Origin of the sequence: Alteromonas sp. ALT199 (assembly GCF_018619335.1) — a bacterium.
Taxonomy (GTDB): domain Bacteria; phylum Pseudomonadota; class Gammaproteobacteria; order Enterobacterales; family Alteromonadaceae; genus Alteromonas.
In genome coordinates, this window is sequence record NZ_JAHHDX010000176.1 from 1 (window position 1) to 19801 (window position 19801).

Annotated in this window: 17 protein-coding genes; 7 read left to right on the plus strand and 10 right to left on the minus strand. The window is 41.1% G+C overall.

Annotation, left to right across the window (positions count from 1 at the left end; translation table 11 throughout):
- Positions 1 to 322 precede the first annotated feature (322 nt).
- The 3 genes from KL866_RS19710 to KL866_RS19720 all read left to right on the plus strand — a co-directional run bounded on the left by KL866_RS19710 (position 323) and on the right by KL866_RS19720 (position 4765).
- On the plus strand, positions 323 to 1267 hold the full coding sequence (locus tag KL866_RS19710; protein ID WP_014950208.1) for a LysR family transcriptional regulator: 945 nt from the start codon (positions 323 to 325) through the stop codon (positions 1265 to 1267).
- A 98-nt stretch (positions 1268 to 1365) separates the two neighbouring features.
- Positions 1366 to 3567, plus strand: coding sequence for a malate synthase G (locus KL866_RS19715; protein ID WP_214996655.1), 2202 nt, complete (start codon positions 1366 to 1368; stop codon positions 3565 to 3567).
- Positions 3568 to 3880: 313 nt separating this feature from the next.
- Positions 3881 to 4765 carry a patatin-like phospholipase family protein gene (locus KL866_RS19720; protein ID WP_025255952.1) on the plus strand — a complete coding sequence of 295 codons (885 nt, stop codon included), beginning with the start codon at positions 3881 to 3883 and terminating at the stop codon, positions 4763 to 4765.
- A gap of 28 nt (positions 4766 to 4793) precedes the next feature.
- Here KL866_RS19720 and KL866_RS19725 read toward each other — a convergent pair whose 3' ends face one another.
- The 5 genes from KL866_RS19725 to KL866_RS19745 are packed head-to-tail and all read right to left on the minus strand — an operon-like array spanning position 4794 to position 8662.
- Positions 4794 to 5810, minus strand: coding sequence for an NAD-dependent epimerase (locus KL866_RS19725; protein WP_214996657.1), 1017 nt, complete (start codon positions 5808 to 5810; stop codon positions 4794 to 4796).
- A complete protein-coding gene (locus tag KL866_RS19730; RefSeq protein WP_214996659.1) occupies positions 5811 to 6947 on the minus strand; it encodes a nucleotidyltransferase family protein in 1137 nt (378 codons plus the stop codon). It abuts the gene before it with no gap.
- On the minus strand, positions 6947 to 7849 hold the full coding sequence (locus tag KL866_RS19735; protein ID WP_214996661.1) for an HprK-related kinase A: 903 nt from the start codon (positions 7847 to 7849) through the stop codon (positions 6947 to 6949). The genes KL866_RS19730 and KL866_RS19735 overlap by 1 nt, the downstream gene beginning before the upstream one ends.
- A gap of 28 nt (positions 7850 to 7877) precedes the next feature.
- Positions 7878 to 8111, minus strand: a complete 234-nt coding sequence (locus KL866_RS19740; RefSeq protein ID WP_214996663.1) for a hypothetical protein — start codon at positions 8109 to 8111, stop codon at positions 7878 to 7880.
- A gap of 17 nt (positions 8112 to 8128) precedes the next feature.
- Complete coding sequence (locus KL866_RS19745; protein ID WP_214996665.1) at positions 8129 to 8662, minus strand: twin-arginine translocation signal domain-containing protein; 534 nt, start codon at positions 8660 to 8662, stop codon at positions 8129 to 8131.
- A 261-nt stretch (positions 8663 to 8923) separates the two neighbouring features.
- Between KL866_RS19745 and KL866_RS19750 the strand changes: the two genes are divergently transcribed.
- Complete coding sequence (locus KL866_RS19750) at positions 8924 to 10558, plus strand: FAD-binding protein (RefSeq protein WP_214996667.1); 1635 nt, start codon at positions 8924 to 8926, stop codon at positions 10556 to 10558.
- Here the strand turns inward: KL866_RS19750 and KL866_RS19755 are convergent.
- Entirely contained in the window at positions 10555 to 11340 is a 786-nt protein-coding gene (locus tag KL866_RS19755; RefSeq protein WP_214996668.1) for a serine protease, read from the minus strand. The genes KL866_RS19750 and KL866_RS19755 overlap by 4 nt on opposite strands.
- 32 nt (positions 11341 to 11372) lie before the next feature.
- Here KL866_RS19755 and KL866_RS19760 point away from each other — a divergent pair, with 32 nt between their 5' ends.
- The gene (locus KL866_RS19760) at positions 11373 to 12134 is read left to right on the plus strand and encodes a YdcF family protein (RefSeq protein WP_214996669.1); all 762 of its coding nucleotides are present in this window, start codon (positions 11373 to 11375) and stop codon (positions 12132 to 12134) included.
- 77 nt (positions 12135 to 12211) lie between these two features.
- Positions 12212 to 13042, plus strand: a complete 831-nt coding sequence (locus tag KL866_RS19765; protein WP_214996671.1) for a PEP-CTERM/exosortase system-associated acyltransferase — start codon at positions 12212 to 12214, stop codon at positions 13040 to 13042.
- A 61-nt stretch (positions 13043 to 13103) separates the two neighbouring features.
- Here the strand turns inward: KL866_RS19765 and KL866_RS19770 are convergent, their stop codons facing one another.
- Both KL866_RS19770 and KL866_RS19775 read right to left on the minus strand, forming a co-directional pair.
- On the minus strand, positions 13104 to 13895 hold the full coding sequence (locus KL866_RS19770) for a hypothetical protein (RefSeq protein WP_214996673.1): 792 nt from the start codon (positions 13893 to 13895) through the stop codon (positions 13104 to 13106).
- 145 nt (positions 13896 to 14040) lie between these two features.
- Positions 14041 to 16749, minus strand: coding sequence for a tetratricopeptide repeat protein (locus KL866_RS19775; RefSeq protein WP_214996674.1), 2709 nt, complete (start codon positions 16747 to 16749; stop codon positions 14041 to 14043).
- A 106-nt stretch (positions 16750 to 16855) separates the two neighbouring features.
- Here KL866_RS19775 and KL866_RS19780 point away from each other — a divergent pair, with 106 nt between their 5' ends.
- Positions 16856 to 17929, plus strand: coding sequence for a GNAT family N-acetyltransferase (locus tag KL866_RS19780; RefSeq protein ID WP_214996676.1), 1074 nt, complete (start codon positions 16856 to 16858; stop codon positions 17927 to 17929).
- Here KL866_RS19780 and KL866_RS19785 read toward each other — a convergent pair.
- Together KL866_RS19785 and KL866_RS19790 are read right to left on the minus strand one after the other, a co-directional pair.
- Positions 17921 to 18508, minus strand: coding sequence for an acyltransferase (locus KL866_RS19785; protein ID WP_214996678.1), 588 nt, complete (start codon positions 18506 to 18508; stop codon positions 17921 to 17923). The two genes, KL866_RS19780 and KL866_RS19785, sit on opposite strands and share 9 nt — an antisense overlap.
- Positions 18505 to 19716, minus strand: a complete 1212-nt coding sequence (locus KL866_RS19790; protein WP_214996679.1) for a TIGR03087 family PEP-CTERM/XrtA system glycosyltransferase — start codon at positions 19714 to 19716, stop codon at positions 18505 to 18507. The genes KL866_RS19785 and KL866_RS19790 overlap by 4 nt, the downstream gene beginning before the upstream one ends.
- Positions 19717 to 19801: the final 85 nt, after the last annotated feature.

Below are 19801 nucleotides of genomic sequence, written 5' to 3' on the forward strand. Positions count from 1 at the left end.
GTCTGGTGATGATAACACCATGAACCAGTTTGACGTATAACGCGAACAGGCAATGAGTTAAACGGAAAGCATCCCAACCTTTCCTACAGGGCACCTTCGGGTGTCCTTTTTTGTACACGTCATTCACTGCATTTATGCCTTTTAGAAAAAATAAAAAAAGCCATGTTTTCACAAAACTCATAAAAACGCTGCATACTATATAATTTTCAATAGCTTACAGGTATAAAAACGAACAGTTTAAGACTAAACGCTTATCTGACATTCAAATAAAAAAGCTTTACAATAGTTGTGTTTAATTAGGTTTAAAAAGAGCATTAGAATAATGAATATAGCGAAGGTCGACCTGAATTTATTAGTTTATTTAGATGTGCTGTTGCGCGAAGGAAGTGTAACAAAAGCTGCTAATCAGCTAAGCATTACTCAACCAGCAATGAGTAACGGCCTAAAGCGCCTTCGCGATCTGTTTAAAGATCCGCTTTTAGTTCGCACAAGCGACGGAATGACTCCCACTAAGCGCGCCCTTGAACTGCAGCCAATTATTCGCGATGTACTTAGCCGATTAGAAAGCTCTATTCAGCCCGAAACTGATTTCGACCCATTAACCAGTGACAGAACCTTTCGCATTATGACCAGTGACTATGCAGAAAGTACGTTGTTACTTGAATTAGTTGGAAGACTGGCTGACCTTGCGCCCAATATTACCCTTGATCTTATTACGCCGAGTGACGTGACATTTCACGATGTAGAACAAGGTAAAGTGGATATGGCAATTAACCGCTTCGACGAACTTCCTTTATCATTTCACCAAAAAGTTATCTGGTATGACACTTTTAGCTGCGTAATGAGTTCAGACCACCCGCTAGTAGAAAAATGTAACCTAGAAGGTTACTTGAGCGCTCAGCACATCTGGGTGAGTAAAACGGGGTTTGGCGTGGGCGTAGGTATTGACCCAAATGAAGTTCAAAAGTTAGGTTGGGTTGACGCTGAGCTAACAAAAATTGGTAAACAGCGTGCTATTCGCGTATTTACTCGCCATTACCATGCGGCACTTCAAATTGCCAAAAAACAGAAGCTTATTGCTACCTTGCCAAGCAAGGCTGCCCGTTTATTCAAGCACGACCCGGATGTGGTGATTAAAGAACCGCCTTTTGACATACCACCTATCGCGTTAAAAATGGCGTGGAGTGCCCTACTTCACCATGATGCAGGCCATATTTGGCTGCGCCGATTGATAAGCGATGTAGCCAGCGAAATGAACGCCGGATAAACATTCATAGAATATATGGCAAAAATACAAACCATAAATTAAAAAACTATCTCTATACACACTACACTGGGTTAACAGACAAATGTATAGAGGTAGTTATGCAAGGATATATTACTAGAGGCCGACTACAGGTTGCCGAACAGCTCGATAACTTTATCAACGAAAAGGCGCTTCCTGGTACAGGCGTAGATCAAGACATTTTCTGGCAAGGTGCAGAAACCCTCTTCGAGAAATTCATTCCACAAAATCGTGCGTTACTAGAAAAGCGTGAACAACTTCAGCGTACTATCGACGATTATCACAAAGCCGGCAACCCGGTAATTGGAAACGAATATACCGATTTTCTTAAGAGCATCGGTTACCTTGTTGAACAGCCATCACAAGTAAGCGCACAAACACAAAATGTAGACGCTGAAATTGCCACAATGGCAGGCCCTCAGCTAGTTGTGCCAATCAACAACGCACGATATGCGCTTAACGCGGTAAACGCCCGCTGGGGAAGCCTATATGACGCATTATACGGCACTGATGTAATTAGCGATGAAGGCGGCGCTGAGCCAGGCAAAAACTACAACCCTGTTCGCGGTGCCAAAGTTGTCGCAAAAGCGAAAGACTATTTAGATAGTATGATTCCGCTAGCGAAAGGCAGCCACGCAAACGTCACTGAATACAAAATAGAATCGGGCAAGTTGGCTATTACTCTTGCCGATGGCGATGAGACTACCTTAGCAAACACAGAGCAATGGCAAGGGTATCATGGTGACACTAGCACACCCTCAAGCCTGCTTTTTGCCCACAACGGTCTGCATTTTGAAATTCAGTTAGACCCCACCCACCCTATTGGCGAGAGCGATGCCGCAAACGTTAAAGACGTTCTGGTTGAAGCCGCCCTGACTACCATAATGGACTGCGAAGATTCCGTTGCCGCTGTTGATGCCGAGGACAAGACGTTAGTTTACAGCAACTGGTTAGGTTTGATGAAAGGCACCCTGAGCATTGAAATGACAAAGGGCGGCAAGCAGGTTGTTCGTGCCATGCATGAAGATAGAAGCTATCAGCCATCTAAGCACGCTGCAAAAACCGGGCTAAAAGACGGCGAGTTAGTGCTTTCTGGCAGAAGCCTTATGTTTGTTAGAAACGTAGGTCACCTTATGACTAACAATGCGATGCTCTTCGACGGCGAAGAAGTGCCAGAAGGGATCATGGATGGTTTAGTAACCTCACTTATCGCAAAGCATGACCTATTAGGTAATAGTAAATTTAAGAACAGCCGTGAAGGCAGTATTTATATTGTTAAACCTAAAATGCATGGGCCAGAAGAAGTTGCATTCTCTAACGCATTGTTTGGTGCTATCGAAGCGATAATCGATGTTCCTGCCAACACCCTTAAGATGGGTATTATGGATGAAGAGCGTCGCACGAGCATTAACCTTCAAGCGTGTATTGCTGAAGCCACTTCACGGGTTGTGTTCATCAACACGGGGTTCTTAGACAGAACTGGCGATGAAATACATACATCGATGCTAGCTGGGCCTTTTGCAGAAAAGGCTGCCCTTAAATCGATGGCGTGGATTAAAGCTTATGAAACCGCGAACGTAGCCGTAGGCCTTCGTTGTGGTCTTTCTGGCAAAGCACAAATCGGTAAAGGCATGTGGCCAATACCTGATGAAATGCAAAATATGATGGCCGCTAAGATAGGTCACCCTAAAGCTGGTGCAAATACTGCGTGGGTGCCCTCTCCTACTGCAGCGACACTGCACGCACTTCATTATCATGATGTAAATGTGTTTGACGTTCAAAAGTCGCTAGACGAGAACTTTGATGGCCTTGCCGACATCCTTACTATTCCGTTGTTAGAAGATGCCACAACGCTAACCCGTGAAAGCATAAAACGTGAAATCGACAACAACGTCCAGGGCATATTGGGCTACGTAGTACGCTGGGTTCACCAAGGTGTTGGCTGCTCGAAGGTTCCAGACATCAACAATGTGGGCTTGATGGAAGACCGCGCGACCTTGCGTATTTCATCGCAGCACATCGCGAACTGGCTAGAGCACGGTATTGTGAGCGTAGATCAGGTAAAAGAGTCTCTTGCACGTATGGCAGTGTTGGTAGATGAGCAAAATGCGGGTGACCCTGAATATATTCCAATGGCACCTGATTTAGACAACTCAATTGGCTTCTTGGCTGCAAGCGACCTTATCTTTAAGGGTAAAGAGCAACCTAGCGGTTATACAGAACCTTTATTGCACGCACGTCGTCGTGAAATGAAAGCGAAGCTTGCGGGCGGCCGAGTTTAGTCATTAGTAACTAAATTTTGTAATTTAAGTAATTAGGCCCATCTACTGATTCATAAAAGATGGGCTTTTTTTTCGATGACGCTTTTTCAACACTTAATAAAAGTAGCCTTGGACTTCCACCACGCACCATCGCGCTTAACGTCTTTTAAAGTATTCAATAAGCAACACATTAGACTAAAGATATAGGGAATTAACCACTCCGATTTTGCCGTAATAAAGCCAGTAAACTAAGCTGTTAATACGAGGCGGCGCGTTTGCATTCAATGAGACTGGTAAAACATACGTTTGAGCCTTGTTAACACGGAGTATGCATATGCAGATAGCCTCGGCAGCAATACCGAATAACCTATCAATATCGGATTTAACCCAAATCGTTCCAATATTTTCAGGTGGAGGAACTCGCTTAAGTGCTCACATTGGGATAATTAAAGCGCTGCACGATCTGAGGATAGGCTTCGATACCTTAGTCGGGGTATCTGGCGGCTCAATTATCGCTTCGCTTTATGCCAAAGGTTACACCGTAGAGCAAATGCGAGAACTCGCCTTGGTTACTGACTTCAAACAATTTACTGAGTTTTCTATCGTGAGATTACTTCGAGAAGGTGGGCTGTCATCTGGCGATGTGTTTCAACGATGGATTGACGAACAGTTAGAAGGTGCAGTGTTTACCGACCTCCCACTTGACCTACATATACTCGCTACCGACGTAAACGGCGGCGGGCCAGTTCTGTTCAACAAGCAAACCTCTCCTGATATGAAAGTGTCAGAGGCAGTACGGTATTCTATGTCGATACCACTAATCTTCTCGTTCAAGCCATTTAAAGAGCACTTGTTAGTAGACGGGGCGATATTGTCAGAAGATGCACTGTTTGAAGACTGGCGAGGTGATGGCACGCCATCAGTTTGCTTCAGGCTGCAAAGCACCAATCAAAAACGTAAAGCGATTAAGAAAAACTTACTTCAACTGCCACAATACGTCAGTATGCTTATTCGCACGTTTATGACGGCAATATCTAGGGAATATGTCAATGCAAAGTACTGGCACAATACGGTAGTGGTGAACACCGGAGAAATATCTGCGGTAGATTTTTCGCTGACACCGGAAATTAAGAACACACTTTTTGAGCTAGGTTATTCAACCACGAGAGAATTCTTGCCCAAAAAGTGTGCGGGATTTATGAAAAACAGTGCAATTTAAGTACCTTAGAAAGTACTTATAGCTAGCTTTACACTTTGTAAAAGTCGCGGTACCAATCGACAAACGCTTTAACGCCAGTTTTTACATCTGTAGACGGTTGATAGCCGGTATCTTCAATTAACGACGACACATCTGCATAGGTATCTGGCACATCGCCTGGCTGTATAGGAAGCAGTTCTTTTTTAGCTTCAATGCCCAGCGCGCTCTCAAGTGTTTCAATGAACTTTAAAAGGTGAACAGGCGTTTGCGCACCAATGTTATATACCTTATAAGGCGCCTTACTGGTGCTTGGATCTGGGTTACCGCCGTCCCAGCTTTCGTTAGGCTTCGCTACATTATCCAGTGACCGAATAACCCCTTCAACGATGTCATCAATGTAGGTGAAGTCACGACGATGGTTACCGTAGTTGTAGACCTGTATTGTTTTACCTTCCAAAATGGCTTTCGTGAACTTAAACAGCGCCATATCTGGACGCCCCCAAGGGCCGTACACAGTGAAAAAGCGCAGCCCAGTTGTAGGCAAATTATATAGGTGGCTATAAGTGTGCGCCATCAGCTCATTGGCCTTCTTAGAAGCAGCGTACAAGCTTACCTGGTGATCAACATTATGCTGCTCTGAAAACGGCATTGTTTCATTCGCCCCGTAAACTGAGCTCGATGACGCATACACCAAATGCTCTACCTTATTATGACGACACCCTTCTAAGATATTCACAAAACCAACGATATTAGAGTCGACGTAAGCATTAGGGTTTTCAAGAGAATAACGCACGCCAGCCTGAGCAGCTAAATGAACCACCCTATCAAACTTATGTTCTTCAAAAAGCGCTGCCATTTTATCGCGCTCTTCAACGCCCATTTCTGTGAATGAGAACAGCTCAGCAGCAGATGATGATTTAATTTCATCTAATCGGGCGTGCTTTAAATTTACATCGTAATAATCGTTTATGTTGTCAATCCCGACAACTTGGTCACCACGATTGATAAGGTATTGCGATACAGCTGCACCAATAAAACCAGCTGCTCCGGTGACTAAGATTTTCACTTATTGTTCCTTAACATCTTTTTGTTGAACATGATGATTATTTTCAACATCTCCTGTAACTGATTTGACAATGCTTCGCCAAAGTTTAGAGGCGGTATGTTTTACTAATATATTAAATGGCATTTTTAATAAATGTCCGCGGACGAACGCCAGCCATTCCGCTATCCCCCGAAACTTTACATTAACTAAGCGATGATTTGCAGCAAGAACCTTACCAAATATAAAGTCATTCAATGCTAACTTAAAGCCTTCTGGTATTGGCAGCTTGAAATTTTGAGTAATGTCAGCAGAAACTTGCTTATGAAAAACTCTCTCTAGATATCTAAATGCTAAGAATACTTCGTTTTCAAAGCCTGTGTTGTATGCAAGCTCAAACAAGTAATTCACTTCATCATCGTCATCAACGATTTCATCTAGCAACAAAGATAAATCCGACAAATCTCTAAACCCATTTGTAAACTCCTCTGAGAAAAACAAATGTATGGCGGAGTGGAGGAACATTGCCGCAGGCCGAAGCACTTCAACACCATACTCCGTTTCTATGGTTGAACTTAGAAAAAAGTCAATATCTGGAGCTCGGCCACTTACAACGGGAATAATATTATGATGAACATCTAAAACAGTTCCTCGCTGAAAGTGGCGTAAAGGAGGAATTTCGTGAGCCCACTCGCGGTAATACTTTTGGTCATATTCTGAGTCAGTATCCGAAACGAAACCAAATAAGTGAAGCGCTCTTTCAACTTTCGGAATATCATCTTTAAGCACCAAAAGGTCGATATCTGAAAATATTCTCCCCTTTGCAGCGCTACTGTTGGCGACTACGTACCCCGCTCCCTTTAGTACAATCAACTTTCTATTTAATGCTCCAGAAATTTTTGTATTAACGAATTTCACTTCATTTTTTACTTGATTGTGAAAAAGGGTTTCATGCCGAATACTTGCAACTAAATGAGCATGTACTTTAGGCGGTATATGAAAATTGTTATCTGCATCAATTAAAAGCATTGAAGCGACTCTCGGTAGTAAAGAGTGAGCACGGGCAACTAGTATTAAGTCACGCCATTGTGAAGTTGAAAGCGAACCTGAGTGATTACCCGTCAAAATCCCCGTTAAGATTTTTTGTACACAGAGAGACACTAATTATTCACCTCGCTTTCCAAAATATTTCTAAGCTCATCTACGTTACTGTATGTGGCCTCCAACAAAAGCAGGTTGGGTAATTTACTAGATATGAATTCAAAACCTTGGTGACCAAACAAGTCAAAATTAAAAGCATTTTCAATTAGCATATTTAATGTGGAAATTTGTGTCATCGAAAAGACTTCTGTTGGGCTACCAGCGACAAATTTTGGAAAAACGACAGCAAATAACTCAGCATCTTCATTACAACGCCTAACAGAGTCACTTGGTGGCCTCACGTGTGCTACGTCTCCTTTTTGAGTATCTGTTGCAACATCAGAGATAAAGGTCTCTGGAAACCAGTCTTTAACAAGTGAGATAGAGTTATTTTTTAGACATATAGGCCTCACAAAGGGTAAAACTCTTCCAGACTCGATGTCTAGTACCGCCATTTCATCGGACAGTAGCCGCCAGCCAGATAGTGCTAGACTAGCGCACAAAGTACTCTTTCCAGAGCCAGGAGGTGCAGGAAAAACTACGGCTTTGCCATTTTTTTCAAGTACAGCAGCGTGAAAGATCAAGTATTTATGGTAAAAATTTGCTACACACCAGTTCATTCCCCACTCGAATAGAGGGTAGGCATGTGCAGAAGGCAACGGCTTAAAAGGAATATGACCATCCAACTTGAACACAGCCTGTCTTCTGATGAACCGGCGAAAATTCGAAGGTCTTTCTACTGAAATATTAAAATCGAACCAATCAGAGTTTAAAGAGACTTTATAATCCCGATAAAGTTCTGCAATAGTTTTTGTAACCTGTGAAAAAGAAGAGCTTACATTAACTGATATCAAGCCGAATTCGATATTCAATTCAGATTTTTTTACAGCATCTAAGTATTGAGTATCGGCTAACTCTGACAATAACAAATCACTACGCCCCAGAAAATTCTTAATTTATCAGGTTATTTTGAGAAAGTAAGTCAGTGAATTCAGAAATATCGTCTTCAGAAAGACCAAATTCGCACTCACCCATTTTCGGCAACGCGGGAAAGTTAGCAGAACTCTGCCACGCCTTTACATAGCTCTCATATTTCTGTGGGAGGAATAGCACTCGGTAAGAGGGGATATGCTGAACTGCAACTCCTGAACAATCAGGAGCACAAAAAACACTAATAGACTGCAACTAGATCAGCTCTACGATCAGTATGTTGCTCGGACAGCGTTAACTACATCCGACTCTAAAAATACACCGTTATCAATATCGTCATAAAGGCCTTGAACGTAAGCACGAGCACTCGATTCACTCGTTCCGTTAGGAAGCGGATATAAACCACTTCGAGCATTCAGATATGCAACAACTAACGCTTCGTTAGTCGCATAATAATAGTCTCTGCTGGAAATCAAAAAGTTTCGAATGTTCTTCTCGCTCTTGCTTGAAAAGCCAAAAGGTGGGCGAGTTTGGCCAAAAACTTCTTTCCATTTGAAATTTGTAACAGCTTCGGATGTAGGTTGCGGCTTACTTCCATTGAGAACCTTTTTCCATTTATAAGGTGATTTGCCTTCAATATTTGCTGTGGTGCAGTCTCTCGCCTGTGACAAATTTCCTGACAAGTTACCAGAAACAGAACACCCAGTTGCAGAGCCAGAGCCTCCTGCCCACGCTGTTTTAGAAGCAAGAGCAGCTACAACGCCACCAGCAGCAGCCTTGGTGATAAACTGACGACGTGAATTCATACCTGTATTAATGTCCTTATTAACATTCGAGTGCTTCATAAATTTCTCAGATTTTGTTTCTTTGCCTTAGAGGCACCATTCAAGAATCAAGCCAAATTAATTAATCTTAAAATTCAACAACTTAAAAAACGATTTTTCAAAACCGTTAAAATTACTGACAGAGAGTACCGACCTCTCTCCTGTTTAACCCATGAATAATAGTATACAGATGACCTTAAAGGCTATACTAAATCTAAATAAATGTAACTTACAGGATCATCAGTGCTAATTGCAGAGTTAAAAAGCCTTGTTAAAGAAAATGCCGACATTGTAGCTTATTCAGAATCGAATACATGGGGAACCGAAGGCTTCAAGCGAGAAGTGGCTTGCGTTGTTAGGCCAATTACATTGAGTGTAATTCAAGATCTCATCAAGTTTGCAGGCAATGTAGCTAATACTCCAAATCGATTTACATTGTATCCGATTAGCTCTGGAAAAAACTGGGGCTATGGCTCGTCTATGCCGAGTACAGTTGAAGAAAAAGTGGTTCTTTTAGACCTTGCTTCACTAGACGAGATTACTTATTTTGATGAAGAAAATGGTGTCATTTCTATTCAGCCAGGCGTCACTCAGAGCGCACTATTTGAATATTTGTCCTCCAAACAAACTTCGTACATGGTTCCAGTCACAGGCGCTGGCCCTACGACAAGTATTTTGAGCAATGCTCTCGAACGCGGCTATGGTATCACCCCGATAGCAGATCACTTTACTTCTGTGATGTCGATAAAAGGTTTTTTGGCCGATGGAAGTTTCTATGAGTCATCGCTCAAGTGCATGAGCGATATGGCTAATGGTGATAATAGTGATTGTTACGTAGATAAGACATTTAAGTGGAAGCATGGACCGTACTTGGACGGCATTTTCACTCAGTCGGGAAATATGATAGTAACCGAAATAACACTATCACTGGCTCGCATAAAGCCTGCGTTCGATTCCTTCTACATGCGCTTTTTCGACAAAGAAAGTTTCGAAAATGCTTATGGCGTTGTAAAAGAAATTTTCCAAAATTTGGAAGGTGTCGTAGGGTCAATAAATTTAATGGATAAAAGGCGCGTCGCCGCAATGGTAGCAGACAACCCTCAAGGGTGCGGTAGCCACAAAGTAATGACAGATGAACAAGTCGAGGTAATTTCCAAACACTACGACGTTCCAGAGTGGACTTTAGTGGGAACAATCTATGGCACACACTCAGTTGCAAAAGCTGCAAAAGGTGATATTAAGAAAATAGCAAAAGGAAAAGCCGATCAAGTTTTGTTTTCTAGCGACCTTTTAGTTAAATTAGGTCAAGTTGTAACTAAAAAGTTTAGTCTTTCGATTTTAGATAGTGCAAGAGAGCAGCTTGAAAAGCTATCTGCAGGGATGGAGGTGATGCAAGGCAAACCTAGTCAAGTCGCACTACCTCTCGCTTATTGGCGCAATCCAAGAGTTCGACCAGATAGGTCACGTCTAATGAATCCCGCAAAAGACGGTTGTGGTCTGCTTTGGTACGCTCCTTTAGTACCAGCAAAAGCAAAATCGATGAAGGCTTTTATCGGAATGGTTCGACGGATCGCACCGAAATTTAACATCGAACCCATGATAACCTTTACAAACCTTAGTGGAATTTCGACTGACAGTACTATTCCCATTGTGTTTGACCTAGAAAACCCGCAAGCAGTAGAAGATGCACACGCATGCTTACAGGCCTTGTTTGAAGAGGGCTTGAAACAAGGCTTCATTCCTTACCGTTTAAACATTCAACAGCAGTTAGAACTAAATGCTAATAGTACGTTTTGGAAAACTGCTGGGAAAATCGCTCACGCATTAGATCCTGCTGGCGTTATTAGCCCAGACAGATACAACCCTTATAAACCTTAATACTTAACGTTATTTTTGTTGAGAATTGCCATAACATGTTTGACTGGGATTGCGTAACTAATTCCGCTAGGAGATGAAAGAGCAGCTTCTTTACCTTGGCTAACAAAGACTTTGTTAATTACACCTACCAAATGCCCTGTCGTTACATTATAAACAGGGCTACCTGAATTACCTGGAAATGCCGTGGCATCAAGTTGATAAACGAGTTCAGGCTTTTTCAGTCTTTTAAGCATTGAGACTGTTAATTGGTCTGCGTTTCTCGCTGGTATTGCATCAGGCGTAATTGCTGATATTAGCCCTCTATGAGTCGCAGGATAAAGTCCAATTGCGGCTCCTAAGGGAAAACCAGTAAAAGCAACTTCATTTCCAGGCTTTAATAAAGATCCGCTCCCCATTGGCAATGGTTTTAATTCACTATTGATCTTCAATAGCGCTAAATCATGAACAGGGTCTATATCGATAATTTCTGCTTTTTGAGCGGCAACGTCTCGACCTTCACCGTGAATTGCAACATAGTGTTGTACAATTTGGGGATCTAGAATTTTTGAAACCACATGATAATTGGTTATCACCCACTTCCCGTCACCGACTACAAAACCAGTCCCCAACACCTGGTTCCCGTCACTTTCTAATGGCGTATACAAACCAATAGCAACAACTGATTTAGTAGTTTCTGAGACTACATTTACAAATGAAGACTCAGCTTTAGCACTTAAATATGGTGAAAACGTTAAAGCGATAAAAACAAGTAAAGCATTGGAATAATTCAGTAAATAAGACATGATTGTAGAGTCTTCTTTTGCTGGGAAATATTATGGATATAATAAAGCATATAGTGCTTTTCTTCATATCTCCATTAAACTTGGTAATACTTTTCTTCGTGCTCGGAGTTCTTTTATCTAAGCAACAAGGCTGTGCCGCCAAAACTTTCAAATTTGCATCTCTTTTTTCTTTTTTTCTCTTTACACAGCCTTATTTTAGCGACCTATTACTTTATCCTTTGGAACACAAACATAAATATCCGAACGTTCACTTTAATAGTGAAAAGCCCGACTACATTTTCGTTCTCGCGTGCTACTACAGCACTTTCGGTGATGTACCAGAAATAAGTCGATGGTCTGAGTGCTCAATGCAAAGAAATATAGAAGCATTTAAGCTTCATAAAATGACAGGGGCACCGATTATTATAAGTGGCGGAAATTTCCTACATGATCCAGATGTAAATTACTCAATAAGAGCAAAGGATTATTTTTTACACCTAGGTGTTGAAGAAGAAAGTTTAATCATAACGAAAATAGGATCTAACACTCACGAAGAGTTTGTTTCTACAGCACCCTATCTCCGAAACTCTCATACTTGGGTCGTATCTTCCGCTACCCACATAAGGCGATTACAAAAACTATTTTCAAATCAGAACTATAGCGCCCTATTTTTCCCTGTCAATCATCATACCAAAGGGCTCTTAACTCCTTATATAACACTTCCATCATCGAGAGCCTTATTAAACACTGAAATAGCATTTTATGAGTATGCAGCATTGTCCAAACAGGCGCTCTTTTTTCAGTTGAACAACTAACAATACATACAAAGTCTATTAAATTAAATGTTAATATTCTGCTAAACTAAACAAAAATATCGGATAACACTTCATCTATGGTTAAAACAAAAAAGCAAACTCTACTTGAAAAGTTAGGGACTATAGTTGGTGATAAAAGCAAAATTGGGAAGCTTATCTCAGGGTATAGAAAGCTAGAAGAAGCGAACTATATCTCTAGTCACTTTTCTGCTTATTTGGCGCCCGTTGTTGCTAATTCAGAGGAACTGAAAAATGACGTTTTTACAATTAGACATGAAGTTTACTGTGAAGAGCTTAGGTTTGAACCATTAAAAGAAAACCGACTCGAGTTCGATGAATTTGATCGTTTTTCTCTTCACTGCTTGATACAGCATCATAAAAGCAAACACTTTGCGGGAACTGTAAGGATGGTAAGGCCCATTGAGCCTGACGAGCAGCTCCCGATAGAGAAGTATTGTCTCGAGTCAATTACACGTGAAGATTTGGACCCGCGCAAGTTCGACCGTAAAGATATTTGTGAAATATCAAGGTTAGCAGTTCCCAAAGAATTTCGTCGACGTGTAATGGATAAATTTTCAGGGGCTGGCGTGGCCGTAATTAACGAACACACATACTCTGAAAAAGAAGTGCGCTGTTTCCCTTTCATAGCAGTCGGGTTATATCTTGCTGCAGCAGCACTCGCTATTGAAAAGGATATTAAACACGCTTACGTAATGATGGAGCCGCGTTTAGCGCGTAGCATGAAGTTTATTGGTATAAAATTCGAACAAATTGGACCTGTTGTTGATTATCATGGCAAGCGAGCGCCTTATTATATAAACAAAGCTCTGCTACAAAAAAGCCTAAGGCCAGGTTTTGCAAAAATGCTTAATGACATCCTGAGTTCTATTAGCGCTCAGAAGTTTTGAAGTACAGATACAGAAAAGGCCAGCATCTGCTGGCCTCTACTTAGGTTAGAATCAGTAAAGACTATTTAGAAGTACGTTTGCGCGAGGCAGCACCAAGACCAAACAGTGCCAGACCAAACAACCCTAGAGTGGCAGGGGTAGATACTGTTGTGATTTCGCCAGTACTATTGTTTGTGTATCTATCACCGTTGAATTGTGCACTAGCGGTAAAGAAAATATCGTTAAGTGTGCCAGTATCAAAAATGTCGATAACATCAGCTAGACCACCAACGATATTCAAAAATGCTTCTGAATTTCCTGATTCAAAGCCATTCCCGTCAAAATCAAACGTAGAAAACTCAAAGGCTGCCCAAAGCGTGCCATCTTGAGCATCAGCAAAATCTTCGTGAGAATTTGCATTTGTGCTGAAGCCGAAGTCTGGTGAGTCATCATAATAAACATTTAGCCACGCATTCGACGAATCGAAGTCATTTACACCCACTGCTTGCAAACCACCGAATTCGATCGTTAGCTCGCACTGGCCAGGGCCGTTTTGGCAAAATGTTGGTGAAAAAGCGTTACGTCCGTCGGAAAAGCCTGTAAAAACACCAACACCTGTTAAAAAGCCACCACTACCTAAAGCGAATGCCTCTTTACTTGAAGCTGTAATAACATCTTGGCCGTCAGCACCAACACCGTAAGTACCATCAGAGAACCATTGTTGAAATTGAAAAGTAGCAGTTGTACCCTGCGTACCACCAATCGCTACTGTATCCCATTCAATTCCGCCAGCACTCACAGTTGCTGCTGTAGCAAAACCACTAGTCCCTAAAAGGATACCGGCAGCGATCGATTTTGTAATAAAATTAGCCATCTTAAATTCCCTTGTTTGTTTACTGATTTTAACGTTTTAATTAAAGCAATAGCTGGGCCAAACCAACAACACACTGAAAGATAAAGAATTTTGCAAAAAGCTTTTTATTTAGAATTTTGATCTGTAAATTAACCTGACATGAAACTTAGTGTAGTTGAGATCGTAACGCTGACCATCTTTGACTATAGGCGCTTTGCACACTATCGAACTGATTAATCAAATCCATAGCGTCTTTTTTCCGCCCTTGATTTACATAAACGGTAGAGAGTAGTAGGTTAGCATACTCGTTATTCCCAATACTTTTAAGCGCCTCCAAAATTGACTGCTCCGCCAATTCACTCTCCCCTTTTTTAAGAAGAACCTCTGAGTAAGTGACTAGGAAAAGCGGTGACCGTTTAATAGCTAACGCTGTTTTTACATATTCTTCAGCTAAGCCTAGTCTATTTAACTTTAAGTTAACGTCCGCAATGTTGTTGTACTCTTGTGCACTAAGCTTGAACCTCCCCTCCATATTTTCATAAACTCGAATTGCTTTTTCGTGAAAATTAAACTTGTTAAGGTATTCTGCAACAACATTGTACTGGCGTCTGTTTGGAGAGGCAGTTCTCGCAAGTTCGCTAACTAAAACATCAGCGCCTTCGTCTACTCTTTGAAGCCTGACAAGCGTCTTAGCAATATAAACGGCTGTTCCAAAATCTGGCGATTTTGCATACGACGATTTAAAATGGCTTAATGCCTCTTTAACATTTCCTTGTTTAAAGTCCACTTCACCTTTAAACAAGCTTACTAGCGCCCCCGAAACATCAACTTTCTCTAAAGAGAAAATCGCTTTTTTCGCTTCCTCAAAATCCCCCATGGCAAATGAGTTACTATACTTGACAAGTGCTGCTTCTTTTGAATTGCCCAGCTCTTGCTCGTAAGTTTTTAACAGCGTCGAGACATCGCTGTATTTTTTTTGTGCTTCGAAAACTGCAACTAAACTCAATATAGGCATTGTTTTCTGCTCTGCAGTTTCAATGCGGTTCTTCGCTACCTCTTCTGCTCTAGCGTATTGATTTTGTGAAAGAAGGATATTGAGCAGTTTGACGTGACTCTCGTAGGAAATTTGCTCAGAAAACGCCGATAGTATTTTCTCTGCTTCGCCTTGTTGACCTTTGTCTAAAAAGTAAGATGCCAAGCTATCGACTACAGATGTAGGTAACGCTTGCCCCTCGACATCGTTTAGAAGCTTTTTTTCAAAATCATTAGGATGCTGTTTTGTATATAGAAAGACGAGATCTGTCGCAGTTTGCTTGTCATCTGAATTAAGCTTCAATAACGCAATTGCGTTGTCGATAGCTATTGAGTAATCACCTAACTCATTTGCTGAAAGCATCGAGATTTTATGCGCAGTCAGGTTTGTATTGTCTTTTTGCAGCACCTTTTCAGCATTGGCTAAGGATGACACAAAGTCTTTTTCATATAGAGAAATATATGAAGCAAAGAGAAAGCTATGTTGTTGGTTGACTTCGCTGTACTGCTCGGCTAATTGTTTCGCTTCTGTAAACTTTTTTTGGTTAATGTAGTTTTGAATCTTTAACCAATTAGTACCGAAAGAGGTGCCATTTTCAAATAGCAGCTTATTTACCAGGTTGCCCACGTCCTGACCTTGTTCTAATTGAAGTAAAGCCTTCTGACGTGTGAGCAAAGAAGAACTTGTAGAACTTCCTTTTTTATTCAGTAGAGCGAGCGCTTTTTGTTTATCTCCTTGTGAATACAAATAGCTTACAGTATCTGATAGTAATGCTGCACCTTCGGGCATTGATGCATCTGCCTTTTCAATAACTGCGATTGCATCATCGATATAACCGAGTTTAAAAAGTACAAAACTATATGCGCGTTTGATTCCAATATCCTGCGGATATATTTTATTTGCCTTTTCTAAATTGGTATAAGCTCTCTCCCATTCTTCGAGCTTAGACGCAATGACCCCAGCTAAATAGTACGCATTATCAATACCATTAGACGCTGAATCTTCAGCAAACCTTAGTGCTTCAGTATAATCTCCCAGTTCTGATTGAGACAAAGCTAAAACATATCGCGACCATACTAAGTTATTTTGTTTAAGCGCTTCACTGGCTATATTCTTAGCTTTTTCGAATTCACCTTTTCTGTAATGAGTCATTCCTGCTAAGTAATTTAGCTCAGGAATAGACTTCCATTGCCCTAGCGTGCCATTAAGCTCTGCAAGGACCTTGTCATACTGGGCTGTTTGAAAATACGCTTTTGCTTTATAGGAAGAAATATAATACTTGAATTTAGCGTCGAAGTTTTCAGACTCAATTAAGATCAGGACGTCGGCGTACTCTCCGTCATTGAATAAATGCGCTATTTTCACTACCGGAGTCTGCTTGTTCTCTTGTAATAAATTTGGCCGCGTATTTATTTTGCGGTCCACGACTTCAAGCCCATCATCGGAAAGTTGCTTTAATTGCGTAATGATAGGAGTGTTTATCTCAGCGTTAACTTGGTGGAGAATAATATCCTCATATTTATTCTGATGATAAAGTGCGAAAAAATATCGCTCTAACAGTTCGGAAGACGTAGGATTAGCATCAACAAGCCTTTTTAACTCTTTTTCAGCACCTTGTAGATTGCCTGATTGATACATAGCAGAAGCCAACAAGCTTCTTAACTCAGTATCTTCGGGATATGTTTGCACTGCCGTTTTTAGGTTAACCAGCGCGGTTTCTAAGTTGCCATTCTTTAGGTGCTCATTGCTTGTCTGAATAAAATCTTCTGAGGTTGTTTTAGAGCAACCAACTAAAAGAAGTGGAATAGCAAACGTTACTAGGTGTCTTCCATAAGCCTTCATTGGAGTTATCCTTATAAAAAGAGTCTTTTAAAAATGTTATGCGCTTAAAACATTGTTAACCATTTCATATATGATTAACAGATAATTGAAGATATTTGGACCTTATATGCAATTTCAGTTAAAAAAAATAAAGCACAAAGATGTTAATGAAGTAGCGTCTAAGGCCAAAACTAGTAATACGCCCTCTCCTTTTCTGTCCCTTGAATACTTTTCTGTTTTAGCAGAAGTGCCCGAACGACATGGTGAATTCATTGCCATTGATTGCGGCACCGGCGAACATGCAATAACTTACCTTGGACACTCTAGCACAATAAAACGGCTACCTTTTTTCCAACAGAGTTTCCTAAGCCAAACAGGTCTGCGCTATTATGATCAATTGTGGGTTGAATATAACGGCTGGTTGGGCTCATCTCCAAATGACAACGCGATAGTAGAAACCGTTTTGAAATACGCGTTTGATAGGGGGGACGTTAGACTCACAGTATCTATGACGATTGATGCCGACCTGTGGACACGTGCAGCGAAAAAACTCGGGGCATCTATTTCAACGTCTCAAACTGTTGGATATACAAAATCGTTAGAAGGAATCGAAACGTTTGAAGATGTAATTGCTACACTGTCTCAAAATACACGCTCAAGAATTAGAAAGAGTATAAGACTGCTTGATGCAGTTCAGGATGATATATCCCTATCTGTCGCTAACTCCCCAGAACAGATTCTAGAATACTATAATTGTCTAAAGCGAAACCATATTCAGAAATGGCAAAACACTGTCGAAGGTAGTGGGTTTCAAAATAGTTTCTTTGATAGTAATCTATTGCGGCTATTAACACATCACCCTGAATTCATGAAGATTTTGAAAGTACAGTGCCGCGGCAATACTCTTGGTTACGCAACGTACATGTTGAAGAATGAACGCGCGTATTTCTATTGCTCAGGCATTAATACTTCGCTTGCTGAGGGTAAGGTAAAACCCGGATATATTTTACATTGTAAAGCTATAGCGCATTTTGCTAAAAAGGGGTTCAAGCTTTATGACTTCATGGGCGGAGATGCGCAATATAAGCGTTCCTTATCAGATAATTCGGTGGTATTTCACTCTGTAGAAGTGATATCACCAAATATCAAAGGTAAAGTCTTTACAATGACACAAAAAATCAAGGAACTATTGTCATTTTGAATGCAAACGACGCAAGATTTTAGCAGGGTTCCCTCCAACAATAACCCCCTCAGGAACATCATCAACCACCACAGAACCTGCTGCTACAACGCTTCCCTTGCCTACGTTCGCCATAATTAAGGCGCCATTACCTAACCAACAATTTTCCCCAATAGCAACTTTGGTAAATACTCCGCCCTGATCTTTAATTGGCCTATTGGGATCAGTGAAGTTATGTTGCCCTTTACCACTCATAATGTGTACACCGCTTCCCAACAAAGTATTTTTTCCAATAGCGCATTTACCAATGTTGCACTGAGGGCCTATGTAAACCCCCTCGCCAATCTCAGTATCTTGTTGCGAAAACAACGTAGCAAAACCAATGAGGACGTTTGGCGCACACGAAGTCATTGCAAACCGATAAAAGCCTGAGCGTAGATAACACCCTAGCTTACCGGGTATAAGCGATAGTAGCTGACTAAATGAGGAGAGCAGAGAGTCTTTATTTACCACAATAGAGAGCATTAAATACAAAAGCGTAAAAGGAAAGATTACAAGTGCACAAAGGACGAAAAAGCTTGTCTTAATTATTGATTTCATATTCGTGCCATTGCCATTTTCAACGGGCTCAGTTGTTGTTCCCAGCTATATTCGCTAACTATCGCTTGATAGCTACTTAGTGCTTTGCGTTGTGATAGCTCAAAGTTTTCAATACTTTGAACGCATGCCTTTACAAAGCTGTCTACGTCATCTTCTATCCACATGCTGTCGGCGTTGGCAAATGAGATCCCTTCAGCTCCCATAGTTGTGGTTATTATTGGTAGCTTACATGCTGCCGCCTGAAGCACTTTATTCTGCACCCCCCTAGCAAGCCTGAAAGGTGCAACAAAAGCATGAGCTTTATGAAAATAAGGCAATATATCGTCGACAAAGCCCGTGACATCTATGCCTTCACTGCCTGCCAACGCTTTTATTTCTTCTGTAGGGTTCATACCCCCCACGGTAAACTTCGCATTTGCCGCTTTTTCTCGAATGAGTGGCCAGCACTTTTCAACAAACCAAAGTACCGCATCTACATTTGGTTTGTAATCCATCACGCCTGTAAACAAGAAATGTGGTGCAGCGCTTATTTTCTTCGCACATGGCTGTACCTTTGCTGGGTAAAATGCATCGAAGTCTAATCCGTTTCCAAGTACTGTTATCTCTTTCGATGAATCGACTGAAGTACTAAATAGTTGCGTTTCTTCTTTTGCTATTAAAAAACACTCATCAAAACGCTGGTTCGTTTTTGCCTCTAGCTTTTTAATACCCTTGCTCTCACGCTTATATACGTAGCGCATTAACAATGAAGAAGAACTTGCATATTGTGCCCACTTATCTGAATCAACGTCCATAAAGTCCATAAACAAGCGACAATGGGTGCTTTTGTGATAAGGCGAATTGAATATGTAGTAGCTTAAACTCGACGCTGTCAAAAGCAGTGCATCGCTTCCCTTTTTCAGTTTTTCATCGATAACATACTGAAGCTTCTTTGAGTAAAACGCCCCTACACTTATGGGTAAACCTTTCAGAAAGGCCGAGGCATAACGCGTAAATTTGCTGTCCAGCTGGTAAGAGTTAACCAAAATACCAAGATGCTTGGCTAAAGCATCGGCATTTTTCTTATCTTCTGCGGTTTCTATAAGAGAAAAAACTTCTACTTCATACCCCCAGCGCTTTAAGAATTCTATCTGGTGATAAGTTCTCAGTTTTTCCCCCTTATTAGGAGGAAATGGTACTCGTTGCGACAACACGCAAACTTTCGACATCAGTGCCTTCCAAGCTATTTTTAATGTTTTTATTTATCCTGTTGTCATACTACTTGGAAGCAAATATAAGGTCAAAGCAACAAAT